Origin of the sequence: Xenorhabdus sp. BG5 (genome assembly GCF_015163665.1) — a bacterium.
Classification (GTDB): domain Bacteria; phylum Pseudomonadota; class Gammaproteobacteria; order Enterobacterales; family Enterobacteriaceae; genus Xenorhabdus.
The window spans coordinates 63467-76859 of record NZ_JADEUG010000018.1; the positions used below are offsets into that span (position 1 = coordinate 63467).

A 13393-nucleotide genomic window follows, 5' to 3' on the forward strand; every position below is an offset into this window, starting at 1 on the left:
TTTATCTATTGAGTAGTTATGCTATCTACTGCTATTTTTACTACCGATATTTTTACTACTATTATTTTGGCACAGTAATCATTTAATTAACTACTTTTAGCCTTAAATTTGCCATTGCGCGATTACAATTTAACCAACCCAAGGCCAATCAATGTTATTTCTGTTAAAAAAATATATCGGCTCGCTATTAATGCCTTTGCCGTTGATTATTATTGTCTCTTTTGCCGCCCTGTTATTACTATGGTTCACCCGCTGGCAAAAAACAGGGAAAGCCATTTTATCACTCAGTTGGTTGATATTACTTTTATTTAGTTTACAACCTATCGCGGATAAACTCTTACTCCCTGTCGAGGGAAAATATGTCCAGCGCTATGAACCAGACACAACACCTATCACTCCCATAAAATATATTGTGGTTCTTGGCGGCGGATTTACTTATAACCCCCAATGGGCTCCCAGCGCCAACCTTATCAGTAACAGCTTGCCCAGAGTGACTGAGGGAATTCGGTTATATCGTCTCAATCCTGGGGCTAAAATGATTTTTACTGGCGGTAAAGGCGTTAATGCCATTAGCAGTGCCGAAGTTGCTGCTATGGTAGCACAATCTCTGGGAATTCCTGTAGAAGACACGATAGCATTAAAAAAACCCTTGGATACAGAAGAAGAAGCTACTGAAGTTGAAAAAGTCGTGGGACAACAACCTTTCATTCTTGTCACTTCTGCCAATCATATGGAACGATCTCTCAAGTTTTTTGCACAACGAGGCCTGCATCCCATTGCAGGCCCTGCCAATCAATTAGCTGTCACAACGCCTTTATATTCGTGGGAAAAATATCTTCCTTCTTCCTACTATTTATCACACACTGAGCGTGCCTGGTATGAGACATTAGGCCGCATCTGGCAGGCTATTAAACCTGTAAGTCAGGATATGCGTATTGAAAAATCAAAAGATCTTCAGCAATAAAGGTGATGAGAAATAACATCAGAATTAGATGTGAAACGTGACGAAACGAGAAAGAAAAAAGAGAATGCGCATAAACGTTATGGCATTCTCTTTTAAATCTCGCCTGATTTCAGACAAGAAGATCAGAGCGTGGCAAAAACTTTTCTGACAGTGTCCAGATCTTCCGGTGTATCAACACCTGCTCCGGGTGCTTGCAGTGCTTTTGCTACATGAATTTTTTCACCGTACCAAAGCACCCTTAATTGTTCGAGCATTTCGATACTTTCCAATGGACTTGGCACCCACTGAACATAGCGCCGAATAAACCCTGCCCGATACGCATAAATTCCAATATGACGCAGGAAATGGTCTCCAATAGTCTCTGTTGATTGCATAAAACGATCACGTTCCCACGGGATCGTGGCGCGAGAAAAATAGAGAGCATAACCTTGCGAATCCATCACAACTTTGACAGCATTGGGATTAAATGCCTCTTCCGCATCCTGGATCGGTACGGCAAGCGTTGCCATTCCGGCATCACTGTCAGCTAAATTATCAGCCACCTGCTTGATGATCTGTTCTGGAATAAGGGGTTCATCACCCTGAACATTTACAATAATTTCATCATCAGCAAATTGGTATTTATCGATAACCTCAGCCAAACGCTCTGTACCCGAATGGTGATTTTCACGTGTCATGCAAGCTTCACCGCCCGCGGCAATCACAGCATCAAACACTTCTTGATTATCTGTCGCCACAATAACTCGCTCAGCACCAGAACGGACAGCCCGTTCCATCACATGCACAACCATTGGCTTACCATGGATATCAGCCAATGGTTTTCCAGGTAAACGGGTTGAAGAAAAACGAGCTGGAATGATAACGGTGAACATGGGTTATTGATTTTCCTCTGTAGGCAAGACACGTGCTTCATTTTCTAGCAACACAGGGATGCCATCACGGAAGGGAAAAGCGAGACGATCAAACTTACAAATCAGCTCAGAGTTTTCTTTGTCATAACTGAGCTTGCCATGACATAGCGGACAAGCAATGATTTCGAGTAAACGGTGATCCATATATCCCCCAAGTAACGGGTCTCAAATTTAATGTGGCTCAGAATACCACAAGCAATGTATCACCGTTAACTTTGTTGCTTTGTTTAATTTCCCTTATTTTGTTTAGTATGGTGAGAATAGCCCAACATTATTAGCGAGTATTTAATTCTGGCAGTAAAGCACAAATATCGTTTAATACCTTTTGCCCTTTTTCCTCTGGCAATTCAGCGTGTACAGGCAAATACCACCAGTTAGGTTGCGCAAATTGGAAACATTTAACCGCATCTTTTTCTGTCATCAATAAATTTTGATCACTATTTACCAGAGCCAATAATTGAGATTTTTCGTAAGCCTGATGATCAGCAAAAGCGTATGTTTTCTGTAACTTCGCCCCTAATTGCTGCAATGTTGCAAAAAAACGCGGTGGATGACCAATTCCTGCCATCGCAATGCTATTGGAAAGATCAGTCACCTTTTGCGTTTCCCCAGTCAGCAAATTAACCGCCAAATCGCCCTTTAAGGTCATTGGTAATTCACCCGATTCTGGTGTTCCACCATTAACAATGATGGTATTGACGCTATTCAAGCGCCCCGCCAATTCTCGCATAGGGCCAGCAGGTAGCCAGCAGCCATTACCAAAACGACGAACGCCATCAATCACCACAATCTCATAATCACGCTGCAAGGCATAATGTTGAAGTCCATCATCGGTAATGACGATATCAACCGGAGCGTGTGCTAATAATGCCTGAATGGCTTCGGTTCGCTTTGGTGCCACCACAACAGACGCCTCCGTGCGACGACGAATTAAAACAGGTTCATCTCCTGCTTGTGCCGTTGTCACTTCATCGGTAACCAGTAGCGGGTAATATTCCGACTTCCCGCCATAACCACGCGAAACAACACCAACCCGATAGCCTCTTTGCTGCAACTGTTCAACCAGCCAAATAACAACCGGGGTTTTGCCATTTCCCCCTGCTGTCAAGTTACCGACAACAACAACAGGCACTGGCGCCTTCCATGAGCGGCTCAATCCTAACTTATAGCTTAAACGCCGCAAACTGCTTACCAGCCCATAAAGGGCTGATAATGGTAATAATACGATGTAAAGCCGTGAGCGGCCTGACCATATGCGTTCAATCATTGACCAAATTGCATCCTATGTAACTGTGCATATGCGCCATCATGTTGCAACAGAATCGCATGGTTACCCCTTTCTATGATATTCCCATCTTCAATGACGATAATTTCATCGGCATTTTCAATAGTAGAAAGACGGTGAGCAATGACCAATGAAGTTCTGTTTTTCTGTAATTCATCTAATGCAGCCTGAATTGCACGTTCAGATTCTGTATCTAATGCAGAAGTGGCTTCATCCAAAATTAAAATCGGAGAATCACGCAATAAAGCACGGGCAATCGCAATACGCTGACGCTGGCCCCCAGAAAGCAAAACACCATTTTCACCGATCATGGTATCAAGGCCATTATCCAGTTTTTTGATAAAGTCCATTGCATAAGCCATTTCTGCCGCCCGCTCTATCTCTTCGCGGCTAAAGCATCCTTCGCTGGCGTAAGCAATATTATTGGCAACCGTATCATTGAATAGATGGACATTTTGCGATACCAACGCGATTTGGTTACGCAGTGAAGCCAGGGTATATTCACGCAGATCATGACCGTCTAATACTATCTCACCTTCATTCACGTCATAAAAACGCGTCATGAGATTAGCAATTGTCGATTTACCTGATCCTGAACGCCCCACCAATGCAATCGTCTTTCCCGCTGGGATTGTCATTGAAATATTTTTCAATGCAGGATGATCCTTGGTTGGATAACAGAAAGTAACATGACGGAATTCAAGATTGCCTTTTGCCTTTTTGATTTCCAATTTACCTTCGTCTTTTTCCTGTTCCATATCCAGGATAGTAAATAAGGTCTGACATGCAGCCATACCACGTTGGAATTGGGCATTAACGTTAGTTAATGACTTTAATGGGCGCATCAGGGCAATCATAGATGAAAATACAACAGTGATTTTCCCTGCGGTTAAGGCGCCCATAATTTCAGGAAAACTGGCGGCATAAAGGATAAATGCCAGTGCAAAAGAAGCAATAAGCTGGATAATCGGATCTGAAATGGAATCAGCAGTGACCATTTTCATACCCTGCTGGCGCATATGGTTACTGACTTTGCTAAAGCGTTCAGTTTCAACTTTTTGACCACCAAAAATTAAAACTTCTTTATGCCCTTTCAGCATCTGTTCAGCACTGGTTGTTACCATCCCCATGCTGCTTTGCATATTTTTACTGATATTACGAAAACGCACGGAAACAAGACGAATAACCCCTGCAACTATCGGCGCAATGACAATCAAAATAAGGGAAAGTTCCCAACTGTAATAGAACATCAGTATAAACAGGCCAATAATTGATGCTCCCTCCCTGACAACCGTCACTAAAGCGCCGGAGGAAGAGGAGGCAACCTGTTCTGAATCGTATGTAATACGGGAAAGCAAAGTTCCCGTGGATTGCTGGTCGAAGAAGGAAACAGGCATTCCCATCATATGATTGAACAAGCGGCGACGCATCTGCATGACCACTTTGCCTGATACCCAAGAGAGACAATAACTCGATACAAAACCAGATATGCCACGCAACAACATCAATCCGATAACAACCAGTGGCATCCACTTCAATACGCTAATGTCTGCCTTGCCAAAACCCTCATCAAGCAAAGGCTTCAACAAGGAAAGCATCAATGTATCACCGGCAGCATTAATGACTAGCGCAACCGCCGAAACTATCAGACCGATTTTAAAAGGAGTGATGATCGGCCACAATCGACGAAAGGTCTGCCAAGTAGAAAGGTCTTTATCATTCATTATTGAGTTACCAAAACCAAAAGAAATAGCGAATCATTCTACTCATGATCGCCACGAATACCAAACCACTGATGATACCATCGTGACACTATTTGTTGTCGATAACCTTTTAATTTAAAATTATCGTGATAAAAATAGCCGGTTATCTGACCAGAAACCGCTGTGCTATGCCATTCAATTCCGGCATTTTTATAGCGTTGTTTTACTTTTACTGAAGGCAATCGCCACGGGCTATAGCGCGCAACTGAAGCCAAAGCATACTGAGGCATAACTCTGCGTATAAATACCGAAGTAGAAGAGGTGTTACTCCCATGATGAGGTACTTGTAGTATCGTTGCACGCAGATGATTCTTCTCAAGCTCCAATAAACGGTATTCGCCCTGCTTTTCTAAATCTCCTGTTAATAATAGACTGTACTTACCATCATCAATACGGATCACGCAAGATTGATCATTGCCAACTATAACTGACTTTTTTGGTGGCCAAAGAACGGCAAAATTTAACCCTTGCCATGTCCACTTTTCACCACGGACACAAGGCAAATGAGACTGATTTAGAGAAGGGCTTCTAATTTGGATATCGGGATACTTTTCAGCTAGATATTCCATTCCTCCCGTATGATCCAAATGATCATGACTCAGGATTATCTGCCTTGGTGTTAACCGATGCCAACGTAAATAAGGTTCAATAACTTTTTCTGCCATGCTGCCCGTTTCCCAACGATTTCCTGTATCAAATACAATCGCTTCTCCTCCCTTATCAATGACCACAGCTAATCCATGCCCCACATCCAGCATGGAAAAACGCCATTGATAATCATTGGAACGTTTGGAATAACACGCAATAATTCCAATGCAAACGCCCAACAACCATTTATAAGATCGCCACCAACCTAAACGCCAAATCACAACAAAAAACCAGCCTACTAACGTAATGACAATTGGATAGTGCCCTGTTTCAAACCATGAATATGTCAAAATAGGTAAAGGTGCCAAAGCAAATAAAATGCTGTAATCAACAAGCTGCCATAAAAATGGTTGGATAGCTGGAAGAAAGAGACAAACTATCCCCAACATAACCAACGGAACAGATAAAAAAGAGATAATTGGAACAGCCCACAGATTAGCCACCAATGATGCAATATTAACGCTCTGAAATAACAAAAGCTGCAATGGCAACAACATTAGCAACATCCCCAACTGCATATGCAATCCGCGCAACCATGACCACGGCCAACCCTGACGTATTTTTCCTGGTAAAGGCATCCAATAAAACCAAAATAACAGTGCCATCACCGCAGTAAATGAGAGCCAGAAACTGTCAGAAAGTATTGCCAAAGGATCAAAAAATAAAATAAGGGCGGCACTCCATAAAGCCCATTGCCATGAAAAACAAAGCCTGCTTTTGCACCGTAAATAAATCCATAAAGTTAGCCCCAATATTGCCCGAACGGCAGGAATTCCCCAACCAGACAACCATCCATACAGTATTGCGGTTAACCAGCCCATGATCAACGGAAAGCGAAATCCAATCCATTTTGCAGGAAAGAAAAATTGCGTCATTCTCGCAAAACTCCAGCCAAATAAGCTGGCCATTGCAATATGCAGCCCTGAAATTGCCATCAAATGAGCAATACCTGTCTGCTGTAATAGCAAGCGAGTGGATTTATCCAACCACGTCCTTTCACCAAACGCGAGTGCTAATGCAATACCCGCTTGTTTTAATGGCTGAATTTCTGGTAACAACTTATTAATGAAACCTTGTCGAAGATTACAATTTTTATCGAGTGGTTTTGCCTCAATAATTTTTCCATTCAATGGCTGGCGAATAGAAAGTGAATATCGTTGGCTATCAAAACTACCATGATTTAATTGAGCATGGACAGGCCTGAGTTTCATTGTCATCTGCCACTTCTGACCAGCACATAGCAACTCTTGAGAATTCCATGATATTGACGCATATAAGGCAGGAATAATATATTTCCCATCACTCTCAATCAACTTAATACGATAACGTGCTTTTTTATCATTTTCCTTCGTATTTTTTTCCAACGATACACTGTCAATCATAACAATTGCAGTGCGAGACATTTCGCTGAAATAAGTGACTTAAGCCAATATATGATGGCCATGCCAACATCCAAAAATAAACGCCCATAATCCTAATGATATTAGTCGTATCATTTTATAAGGAAAAAATAATAAGCAAAATGCAATGGTAACCAAATATTGGATGACTTTTTGTTGCGGAAGCTCTGCAAGGAATAATAAGGGAAAAATTCCTAATATAATGGCTAATGCAGCCAAATTTAGACTGATAAGTGGTACCGGTTTTCGCCAAATGGCAAATAAACAGGTAAAAAGTGAAAATATTATAGGCTGCATCCATTATGCCTCTATGCTGACATTCCATTCACGCAAGAGAGATTATGACATAGTAAATCTTACTGCCAGTGAGAGAAATGTTTTCGTGGAATCGCTTCGCAAATTAACTTTTAAACAGAAGAAACGATTCCAAAAAATACGTCTATTCTCACAAAAACCAGAGATACATTAAATTAGATATATACCCATCTCACTTCAAGATGCAGCTTGCTAATCAATGTGATTGTTTATATCTCTCCGCGTAGTGGGGAGATATAAGACGCATCTTGAAAGGCGATTGGTATATACAAAAAACGGCACCCTGAGGTGCCGTTAGTTTAATTAAGTAATAACTGATATCTCTTAGCTATCGCTATAGATATTCACGCGATCACGTAACTCTTTACCGGGTTTAAAGTGAGGGACATATTTACCGTCCAATTCCACTTTTTCACCTGTTTTGGGGTTACGCCCCACACGCGGAGCCCGGTAGTGAAGAGAAAAGCTGCCGAATCCGCGAACTTCAATACGTTCACCTGCGGCTAGTGTTTCTGCCATATGATCAAGCATTTCTTTCACTGCATCTTCAACGGCTTTGGCCGGCATGTGAGATTGCTGCTCTGCAAGTCTTTCGATCAATTCAGACTTGGTCATGGTACCTCCCTAAACTACCGTATTCGGGTAATATTCTCATTATAGAGAATATTACCCGCCGTTATTGACTTAGATTATTCGCCTTTAGCTGCTTTGAAAGCTTCAGCCATTGCGTTGTTAGCAAAGTTTGTGTCTTCTTGTTTGTTCACAGAAGCGATAGCGTCTTTTTCATCAGCTTCATCTTTTGCACGAACAGACAGGTTGATTACGCGGTTTTTGCGATCAACGCCAACATATTTAGCTTCAACTTCATCGCCAACGTTCAGAACTTGAGTTGCATCTTCAACGCGGTCACGAGAAGCTTCTGATGCACGCAGGTAACCTTCAACGCCGTCAGCTAATTCAACTGTAGCACCTTTTGCGTCAACTGCAGTGACTTTACCAGTAACAATGACACCTTTCTTGTTTACAGACAGGTAATTGTTGAATGGATCTTCTGCCAGTTGCTTGATGCCCAGAGAGATACGCTCACGCTCTGCATCTACTTGCAGAACTACAGCAGCGATTTCGTCGCCTTTTTTGTATTCACGAACTGCTTCTTCACCTGCAACGTTCCAGGAGATGTCAGACAGGTGAACCAAGCCGTCGATGCCGCCATCCAGACCAATGAAGATACCGAAGTCAGTGATAGACTTGATTTTACCTTCAACGCGATCGTTCTTGTTGTGAGTCTCAGCAAATTGCTGCCAAGGGTTAGCTTTGCACTGTTTCAGACCCAGAGAGATACGACGACGTTCCTCATCGATATCCAGAACCATAACTTCCACAACGTCACCCACGTTAACAACTTTGGATGGGTGGATGTTCTTGTTGGTCCAATCCATTTCTGAAACGTGTACCAGACCTTCAACGCCTTCTTCGATTTCAACGAAGCAGCCGTAATCAGTCAGGTTAGTTACGCGACCAGTCAGTTTAGTACTTTCTGGATAACGTTTAGCGATTGCTACCCATGGATCTTCACCCAGTTGTTTCAGACCCAGAGATACGCGAGTACGCTCACGGTCGAATTTCAGTACCTTAACTGTGATTTCATCGCCCACATTGACAATTTCGCTTGGGTGTTTAACACGTTTCCAAGCCATATCAGTAATGTGCAGCAGGCCATCAACGCCGCCCAGATCAACGAATGCACCGTAGTCAGTCAGGTTCTTAACGATACCTTTAACTTCCATGCCTTCTTGCAGGTTTTCCAGCAGCTGATCGCGCTCTGCACTGTTTTCAGATTCGATAACAGCACGACGAGAAACAACTACGTTGTTGCGTTTCTGATCCAGCTTGATGACTTTGAACTCAAGCTCTTTGCCTTCAAGGTGAGCAGTGTCACGAACTGGGCGAACGTCAACCAGTGAACCTGGCAGGAACGCACGGATACCGTTCAGTTCTACAGTGAAGCCACCTTTTACTTTGCCATTGATAATACCAGTGACAGTTTCAGCTTCTTCGTATGCTTTTTCCAGCATCAGCCATGCTTCGTGACGTTTCGCTTTCTCACGAGACAAGACAGTTTCACCGAAACCATCTTCTACCGCATCCAAAGCTACGTCGATTTCATCGCCAACCTGGATTTCCAGCTCACCTTGAGCATTTTTGAATTGTTCTACAGGAATTGCAGATTCTGATTTCAGACCTGCGTCAACCAATACAACGTCTTTATCGATAGCAACCACAACACCACGAACGATGGCGCCTGGACGAGTTTCGATAACCTGTAGGGATTCTTCAAAGAGTTGAGCAAAGGATTCTGTCATGTTTATGATCTTCAAGATTTTTAATTAACGTCCATTAAGCTTCCAGCCGAATGGGGTTGTTTTACATACCTCGCAACTTTTCCCTGTTACAAGGTGTTTTTAGTGTACCAGAATATTTCACTACCAATACACCAGAATTCTATATACATCTTCTTGATACGCTACTGCAATAGCCTATTTGCGAAAATTAACGATTATGCGGGTATTTCCAGCGTGTTTTTCGCATAAACCAGTGCCTTATCAATCACTTCTTCGATAGACATACTGGTCGAATCCAAGATTAATGCATCTTGTGCAGGTACTAAGGGCGCGACTGCCCGATTGCGATCGCGGAAGTCCCGTTCTTGTATCTCAGACAAAAGATTTTCAAAGTTAACACTAAAACCGCTCTCCTGCAACTGCAACATACGTCTGCGGGCGCGTTCTTCCGCACTTGCATCAAGAAATATTTTCACTGGCGCGTCAGGAAATACAACGGTTCCCATATCACGACCATCAGCTATCAGCCCAGGCGCAATGCGAAAGGCTCTCTGACGACGTAAAAGTGCTTCACGGACACGTGGGAATGTTGCCGCTTGTGAAGCCGTATTTCCAACAGTTTCGGTACGAATTTCATTGCTGACATCTTCGCCTTCCAGAATGACCCGGAGTTTGCCATTTGCAGGCACAAAACGAACATCCAGGTTTGCAGCCAGAGGAACCAGTGCGTCTTCAGACTGGATATCCACCTGATGATGGATGGCAGCCAGTGCCAATACACGATAAATGGCGCCTGAATCAAGCAACTGCCAATCTAACGCTTCTGCCAATGCCTGACATAGTGTTCCCTTGCCAGCACCACTTGGCCCATCAACGGTTATTACTGGGGCTATCGCCGCCATCATTATCCTCCTTTTCGCATAACATTCGTATAACAGACAGGTCATTTACCGAATGTAAAAATTGCTTAATTAGCAAGCAATAAAAACCTGTCCTATTATACGCGCTCAGCAGATGAGAGAAACAGGCAAAGCCCATTTATTTTGCGTACTGGCTAAGCTTTTCGAGCTGATTGAAATAGTCGGGGAATGTCTTTGCTGTACAGCCTGGATCAAGGATAGTAACTGGAGTATCCGACAGGGCCACCAACGAGAAACACATCGCCATGCGGTGATCATTATAGGTCTCAATTGCAGCATGATTGAGCTTTTCTAGCGGGGAAATTCGAATATAATCATGTCCTTCTTCCACCTCGGCACCTATTTTTCTCAATTCAGTTGCCATTGCATTTAGCCGATCGGTTTCTTTTACCCGCCAATTATAGATATTGCGGATAACAGTTTCTCCCTGTGCAAATAACGCGGTTGTCGCAATCGTCATTGCCGCATCAGGAATGGCGTTCATATCCATATCAATGCCTGTCAATGTACCGCGTTCGCATTCGACAAAATCGTCCCCCCAACGAATATTTGCCCCCATCTGCTCCAACACATTGGCAAATTGGGTATCCCCTTGCAGGCTATTTCTGCCAATGCCCGTGACACGAACGGTTCCGCCTTTAATTGCCGCCGCTGCCAGAAAATAAGATGCCGATGAAGCATCGCCTTCTACCAGATACTGCCCCGGAGACAAATATTGCTGTTGCCCTTTAATGTAAAAAACCTGATATTGTTCATTGTCTACGGTTACACCAAAACTTTTCATTAGTGCCAATGTAATATCAATATAAGGTTTAGAGACCAAATCACCTTGTATGTGGATTTCCGTGTCGTTTTTTGCCAATGGCGCTGCCATCAACAAAGCGGTCAGGAATTGGCTGGAAACAGTGCCATCAACGGTCACTTTTCCGCCTAAAAATCCCCCTTTGATCTGTAAAGGCGGATAATTTTCCTGTTCAAGATAATCAATTTCTGCCCCACCTTGACGCAATGCATCGACCAAGTGACCAATTGGACGCTCTTTCATCCGCGGTTCACCGGTCAACACCACACTTATGCCGCTGTCTCCTAAACTGCTGTCCCCTAAACATAGAGCCGCGGCCAATGGGCGCATTGCTGTACCGGCATTGCCCAAAAACAGTTCAATATCACTTTTGCCCGTGATACGGCCTCCAATGCCATCTACTTCACAGATAGTCCGATTGTCAGAGAGACGATAGGAAATACCCAATGCAGCCAGAGCGTTAAGCATGTACCGGATATCATCGCTGTCCAACAAATTGGTTAATCGGGTTGTTCCCTTAGCAAGTGCAGCGAGTAACAAAGCGCGGTTAGAAACGCTCTTAGAGCCAGGCAAGTTAATTGTTCCATTAATATGGGAAATCGGTTGTATCGTCAGGGATTGCATAAAGAAAGGAATCTCCAGAGATGATTTTAGTTTTTAGGATAGATCGAGGATTTTGAGATCGGGAGGCGTTATCCCTCCCGACGATAAAAAATTATGCGTTGCGGCGTTCAAAATCAGCCATAAATTCAACTAATGCGTTTACACCTTCATAAGGCATAGCGTTATAAATCGAAGCACGAGCGCCACCCGCAACTTTGTGCCCTTTCAATGCATGTAGCCCGTATGCATAGGCTTCTTCCAAAAACTGACCATCTAATGCGGGGTTAGCCAGTTGGAAGGGGACATTCATGATAGAACGGTTTTGAGGAGCGACACGGTTGATATACAACTTACTGTTATCAACGGCATGATAGAGGTGTTTGGCTTTAACATGATTGCGTTTACTGATCTCTTGTAGCCCTCCCTGCTCTTTCAACCACTTGAATACCATGCCAGACAGATACCATGCAAATGTCGGTGGCGTGTTATACATAGAGTCGTATTGAGCCTGCACAGTATAATCCCAAATAGAGGGTGTATGTGGGTGTGCTTTACCCAGCAGATCTTCACGGATAATGACGACGGTAATCCCTGCTGGCCCGATATTTTTTTGTGCCCCAGCATAAATAACACCATAACGGCTAACATCAATGGGTGCAGAGAGAATGGTTGAAGAGTAATCGGCAATGACAATTTTATCATCACCGAAATCAGGCTCTTCAAAAATGGCAACGCCTTCAATCGTTTCATTAGGACAATAATGAACATAGGCAGCATCACTGCTCAAGACCCATTCGCTCATCGGCTTCGCACTTTTGACACCGTTCGTTTCTGTTCTGATATCAATGATATTTGGCGTGCAATATTTTTCTGCTTCTTTCGCTGCACACTCAGACCAGTAGCCACTAACGATATAATCTGCTGTCGATTTATCACCCAGTAAGTTCAGTGGTAACGCCGAAAATTGCCCACGAGCACCGCCGTGACAAAACAGCACCTTGTAATTCTCAGGTATGGCTAATAAATCTCGGAGATCTTTTTCTGCTTCTGCCGCAACAGCCACAAATTCTTTGCTGCGGTGACTAATTTCCATCACAGATGTCCCCAAGCCGTGCCAGTTGCAAAGTTCCTGCTCTGCACGTCGTAACACTTCCGCTGGCAACATAGCTGGGCCAGCGCTGAAATTATATACCTGACTCATTAACTTCACCCTATCAATGGATACAATAAAATCGGACGCATTGGTTTTATCATTCTCGCCCTGCCACTGCAATGGTTATTAAGAGATTGTCGCAAATATTGTTGCAGCCCATTGGCTACAGCACATTGTATAACTGGCTGATAAACTAAACATTAATAATTAGAATATTAAAAACTACTAAGACTATATCCATTAATATAGGTAAATTAAAAAATTACATTCAATCTCAACTCAAAGTT

11 protein-coding genes and 1 pseudogene are annotated in these 13393 nt (G+C 43.2%); 2 read left to right on the top strand and 10 right to left on the bottom strand.

Features of this window, described 5'->3' with window-relative positions; all coding sequences use genetic code 11:
- The first annotated feature begins 151 nt into the window (after positions 1-151).
- Positions 152-964, top strand: coding sequence for an envelope biogenesis factor ElyC (gene elyC / locus IQ209_RS11210; RefSeq protein WP_193851379.1), 813 nt, complete (start codon positions 152-154; stop codon positions 962-964).
- Between the two features lie 122 nt (positions 965-1086).
- Here elyC and kdsB read toward each other — a convergent pair whose 3' ends face one another.
- The 5 genes and pseudogenes from kdsB to IQ209_RS11235 all read right to left on the bottom strand — a co-directional run.
- Positions 1087-1836 (bottom strand): 3-deoxy-manno-octulosonate cytidylyltransferase, encoded by a 750-nt coding sequence (gene kdsB / locus IQ209_RS11215; RefSeq protein ID WP_193851380.1) that lies wholly within the window; start codon positions 1834-1836, stop codon positions 1087-1089.
- 3 nt (positions 1837-1839) lie between these two features.
- Positions 1840-2019 (bottom strand): Trm112 family protein, encoded by a 180-nt coding sequence (locus IQ209_RS11220; protein ID WP_193851381.1) that lies wholly within the window; start codon positions 2017-2019, stop codon positions 1840-1842.
- A 130-nt stretch (positions 2020-2149) separates the two neighbouring features.
- Positions 2150-3142, bottom strand: a complete 993-nt coding sequence (gene lpxK, locus IQ209_RS11225) for a tetraacyldisaccharide 4'-kinase (protein ID WP_193851382.1) — start codon at positions 3140-3142, stop codon at positions 2150-2152.
- Positions 3139-4887, bottom strand: a complete 1749-nt coding sequence (gene msbA / locus IQ209_RS11230; RefSeq protein ID WP_193851390.1) for a lipid A ABC transporter ATP-binding protein/permease MsbA — start codon at positions 4885-4887, stop codon at positions 3139-3141. The genes lpxK and msbA overlap by 4 nt, the downstream gene beginning before the upstream one ends.
- A gap of 35 nt (positions 4888-4922) precedes the next feature.
- Positions 4923-6977: pseudogene (locus IQ209_RS11235) on the bottom strand (ComEC family protein); the annotation flags it as partial.
- A gap of 121 nt (positions 6978-7098) precedes the next feature.
- Here IQ209_RS11235 and IQ209_RS18320 point away from each other — a divergent pair.
- On the top strand, positions 7099-7440 hold the full coding sequence (locus IQ209_RS18320; RefSeq protein WP_228005839.1) for a hypothetical protein: 342 nt from the start codon (positions 7099-7101) through the stop codon (positions 7438-7440).
- A gap of 170 nt (positions 7441-7610) precedes the next feature.
- On the opposite strand, the gene ihfB is transcribed toward IQ209_RS18320, so the two are convergent.
- From ihfB to serC, 5 genes are all read right to left on the bottom strand, one after another.
- The gene (ihfB, locus tag IQ209_RS11240; protein WP_047767557.1) at positions 7611-7901 is read right to left on the bottom strand and encodes an integration host factor subunit beta; all 291 of its coding nucleotides are present in this window, start codon (positions 7899-7901) and stop codon (positions 7611-7613) included.
- A 74-nt stretch (positions 7902-7975) separates the two neighbouring features.
- Positions 7976-9649: a 30S ribosomal protein S1 gene (gene rpsA / locus IQ209_RS11245; RefSeq protein WP_193851383.1), complete on the bottom strand. Its 1674-nt coding sequence runs from the start codon at positions 9647-9649 to the stop codon at positions 7976-7978.
- 194 nt (positions 9650-9843) lie between these two features.
- The gene (cmk, locus tag IQ209_RS11250) at positions 9844-10530 is read right to left on the bottom strand and encodes a (d)CMP kinase (RefSeq protein WP_193851384.1); all 687 of its coding nucleotides are present in this window, start codon (positions 10528-10530) and stop codon (positions 9844-9846) included.
- Between the two features lie 136 nt (positions 10531-10666).
- Entirely contained in the window at positions 10667-11974 is a 1308-nt protein-coding gene (gene aroA / locus IQ209_RS11255; protein WP_193851385.1) for a 3-phosphoshikimate 1-carboxyvinyltransferase, read from the bottom strand.
- 91 nt (positions 11975-12065) lie between these two features.
- Positions 12066-13154, bottom strand: a complete 1089-nt coding sequence (gene serC, locus IQ209_RS11260) for a 3-phosphoserine/phosphohydroxythreonine transaminase (RefSeq protein ID WP_193851386.1) — start codon at positions 13152-13154, stop codon at positions 12066-12068.
- Between the last annotated feature and the right edge of the window lie 239 nt (positions 13155-13393).

Bases quoted from the DNA above. Each gene is read 5' to 3' on its own strand.
- elyC (WP_193851379.1), top strand. From the start codon at position 152: ATGTTATTTCTGTTAAAAAAATATATCGGCTCGCTATTAATGCCTTTG.
- kdsB (WP_193851380.1), bottom strand. From the start codon at position 1,836: ATGTTCACCGTTATCATTCCAGCTCGTTTTTCTTCAACCCGTTTACCT.
- IQ209_RS11220 (WP_193851381.1), bottom strand. From the start codon at position 2,019: ATGGATCACCGTTTACTCGAAATCATTGCTTGTCCGCTATGTCATGGC.
- lpxK (WP_193851382.1), bottom strand. From the start codon at position 3,142: ATGATTGAACGCATATGGTCAGGCCGCTCACGGCTTTACATCGTATTA.
- IQ209_RS18320 (WP_228005839.1), top strand. From the start codon at position 7,099: ATGGTAACCAAATATTGGATGACTTTTTGTTGCGGAAGCTCTGCAAGG.
- ihfB (WP_047767557.1), bottom strand. From the start codon at position 7,901: ATGACCAAGTCTGAATTGATCGAAAGACTTGCAGAGCAGCAATCTCAC.
- rpsA (WP_193851383.1), bottom strand. From the start codon at position 9,649: ATGACAGAATCCTTTGCTCAACTCTTTGAAGAATCCCTACAGGTTATC.
- cmk (WP_193851384.1), bottom strand. From the start codon at position 10,530: ATGGCGGCGATAGCCCCAGTAATAACCGTTGATGGGCCAAGTGGTGCT.
- aroA (WP_193851385.1), bottom strand. From the start codon at position 11,974: ATGCAATCCCTGACGATACAACCGATTTCCCATATTAATGGAACAATT.
- serC (WP_193851386.1), bottom strand. From the start codon at position 13,154: ATGAGTCAGGTATATAATTTCAGCGCTGGCCCAGCTATGTTGCCAGCG.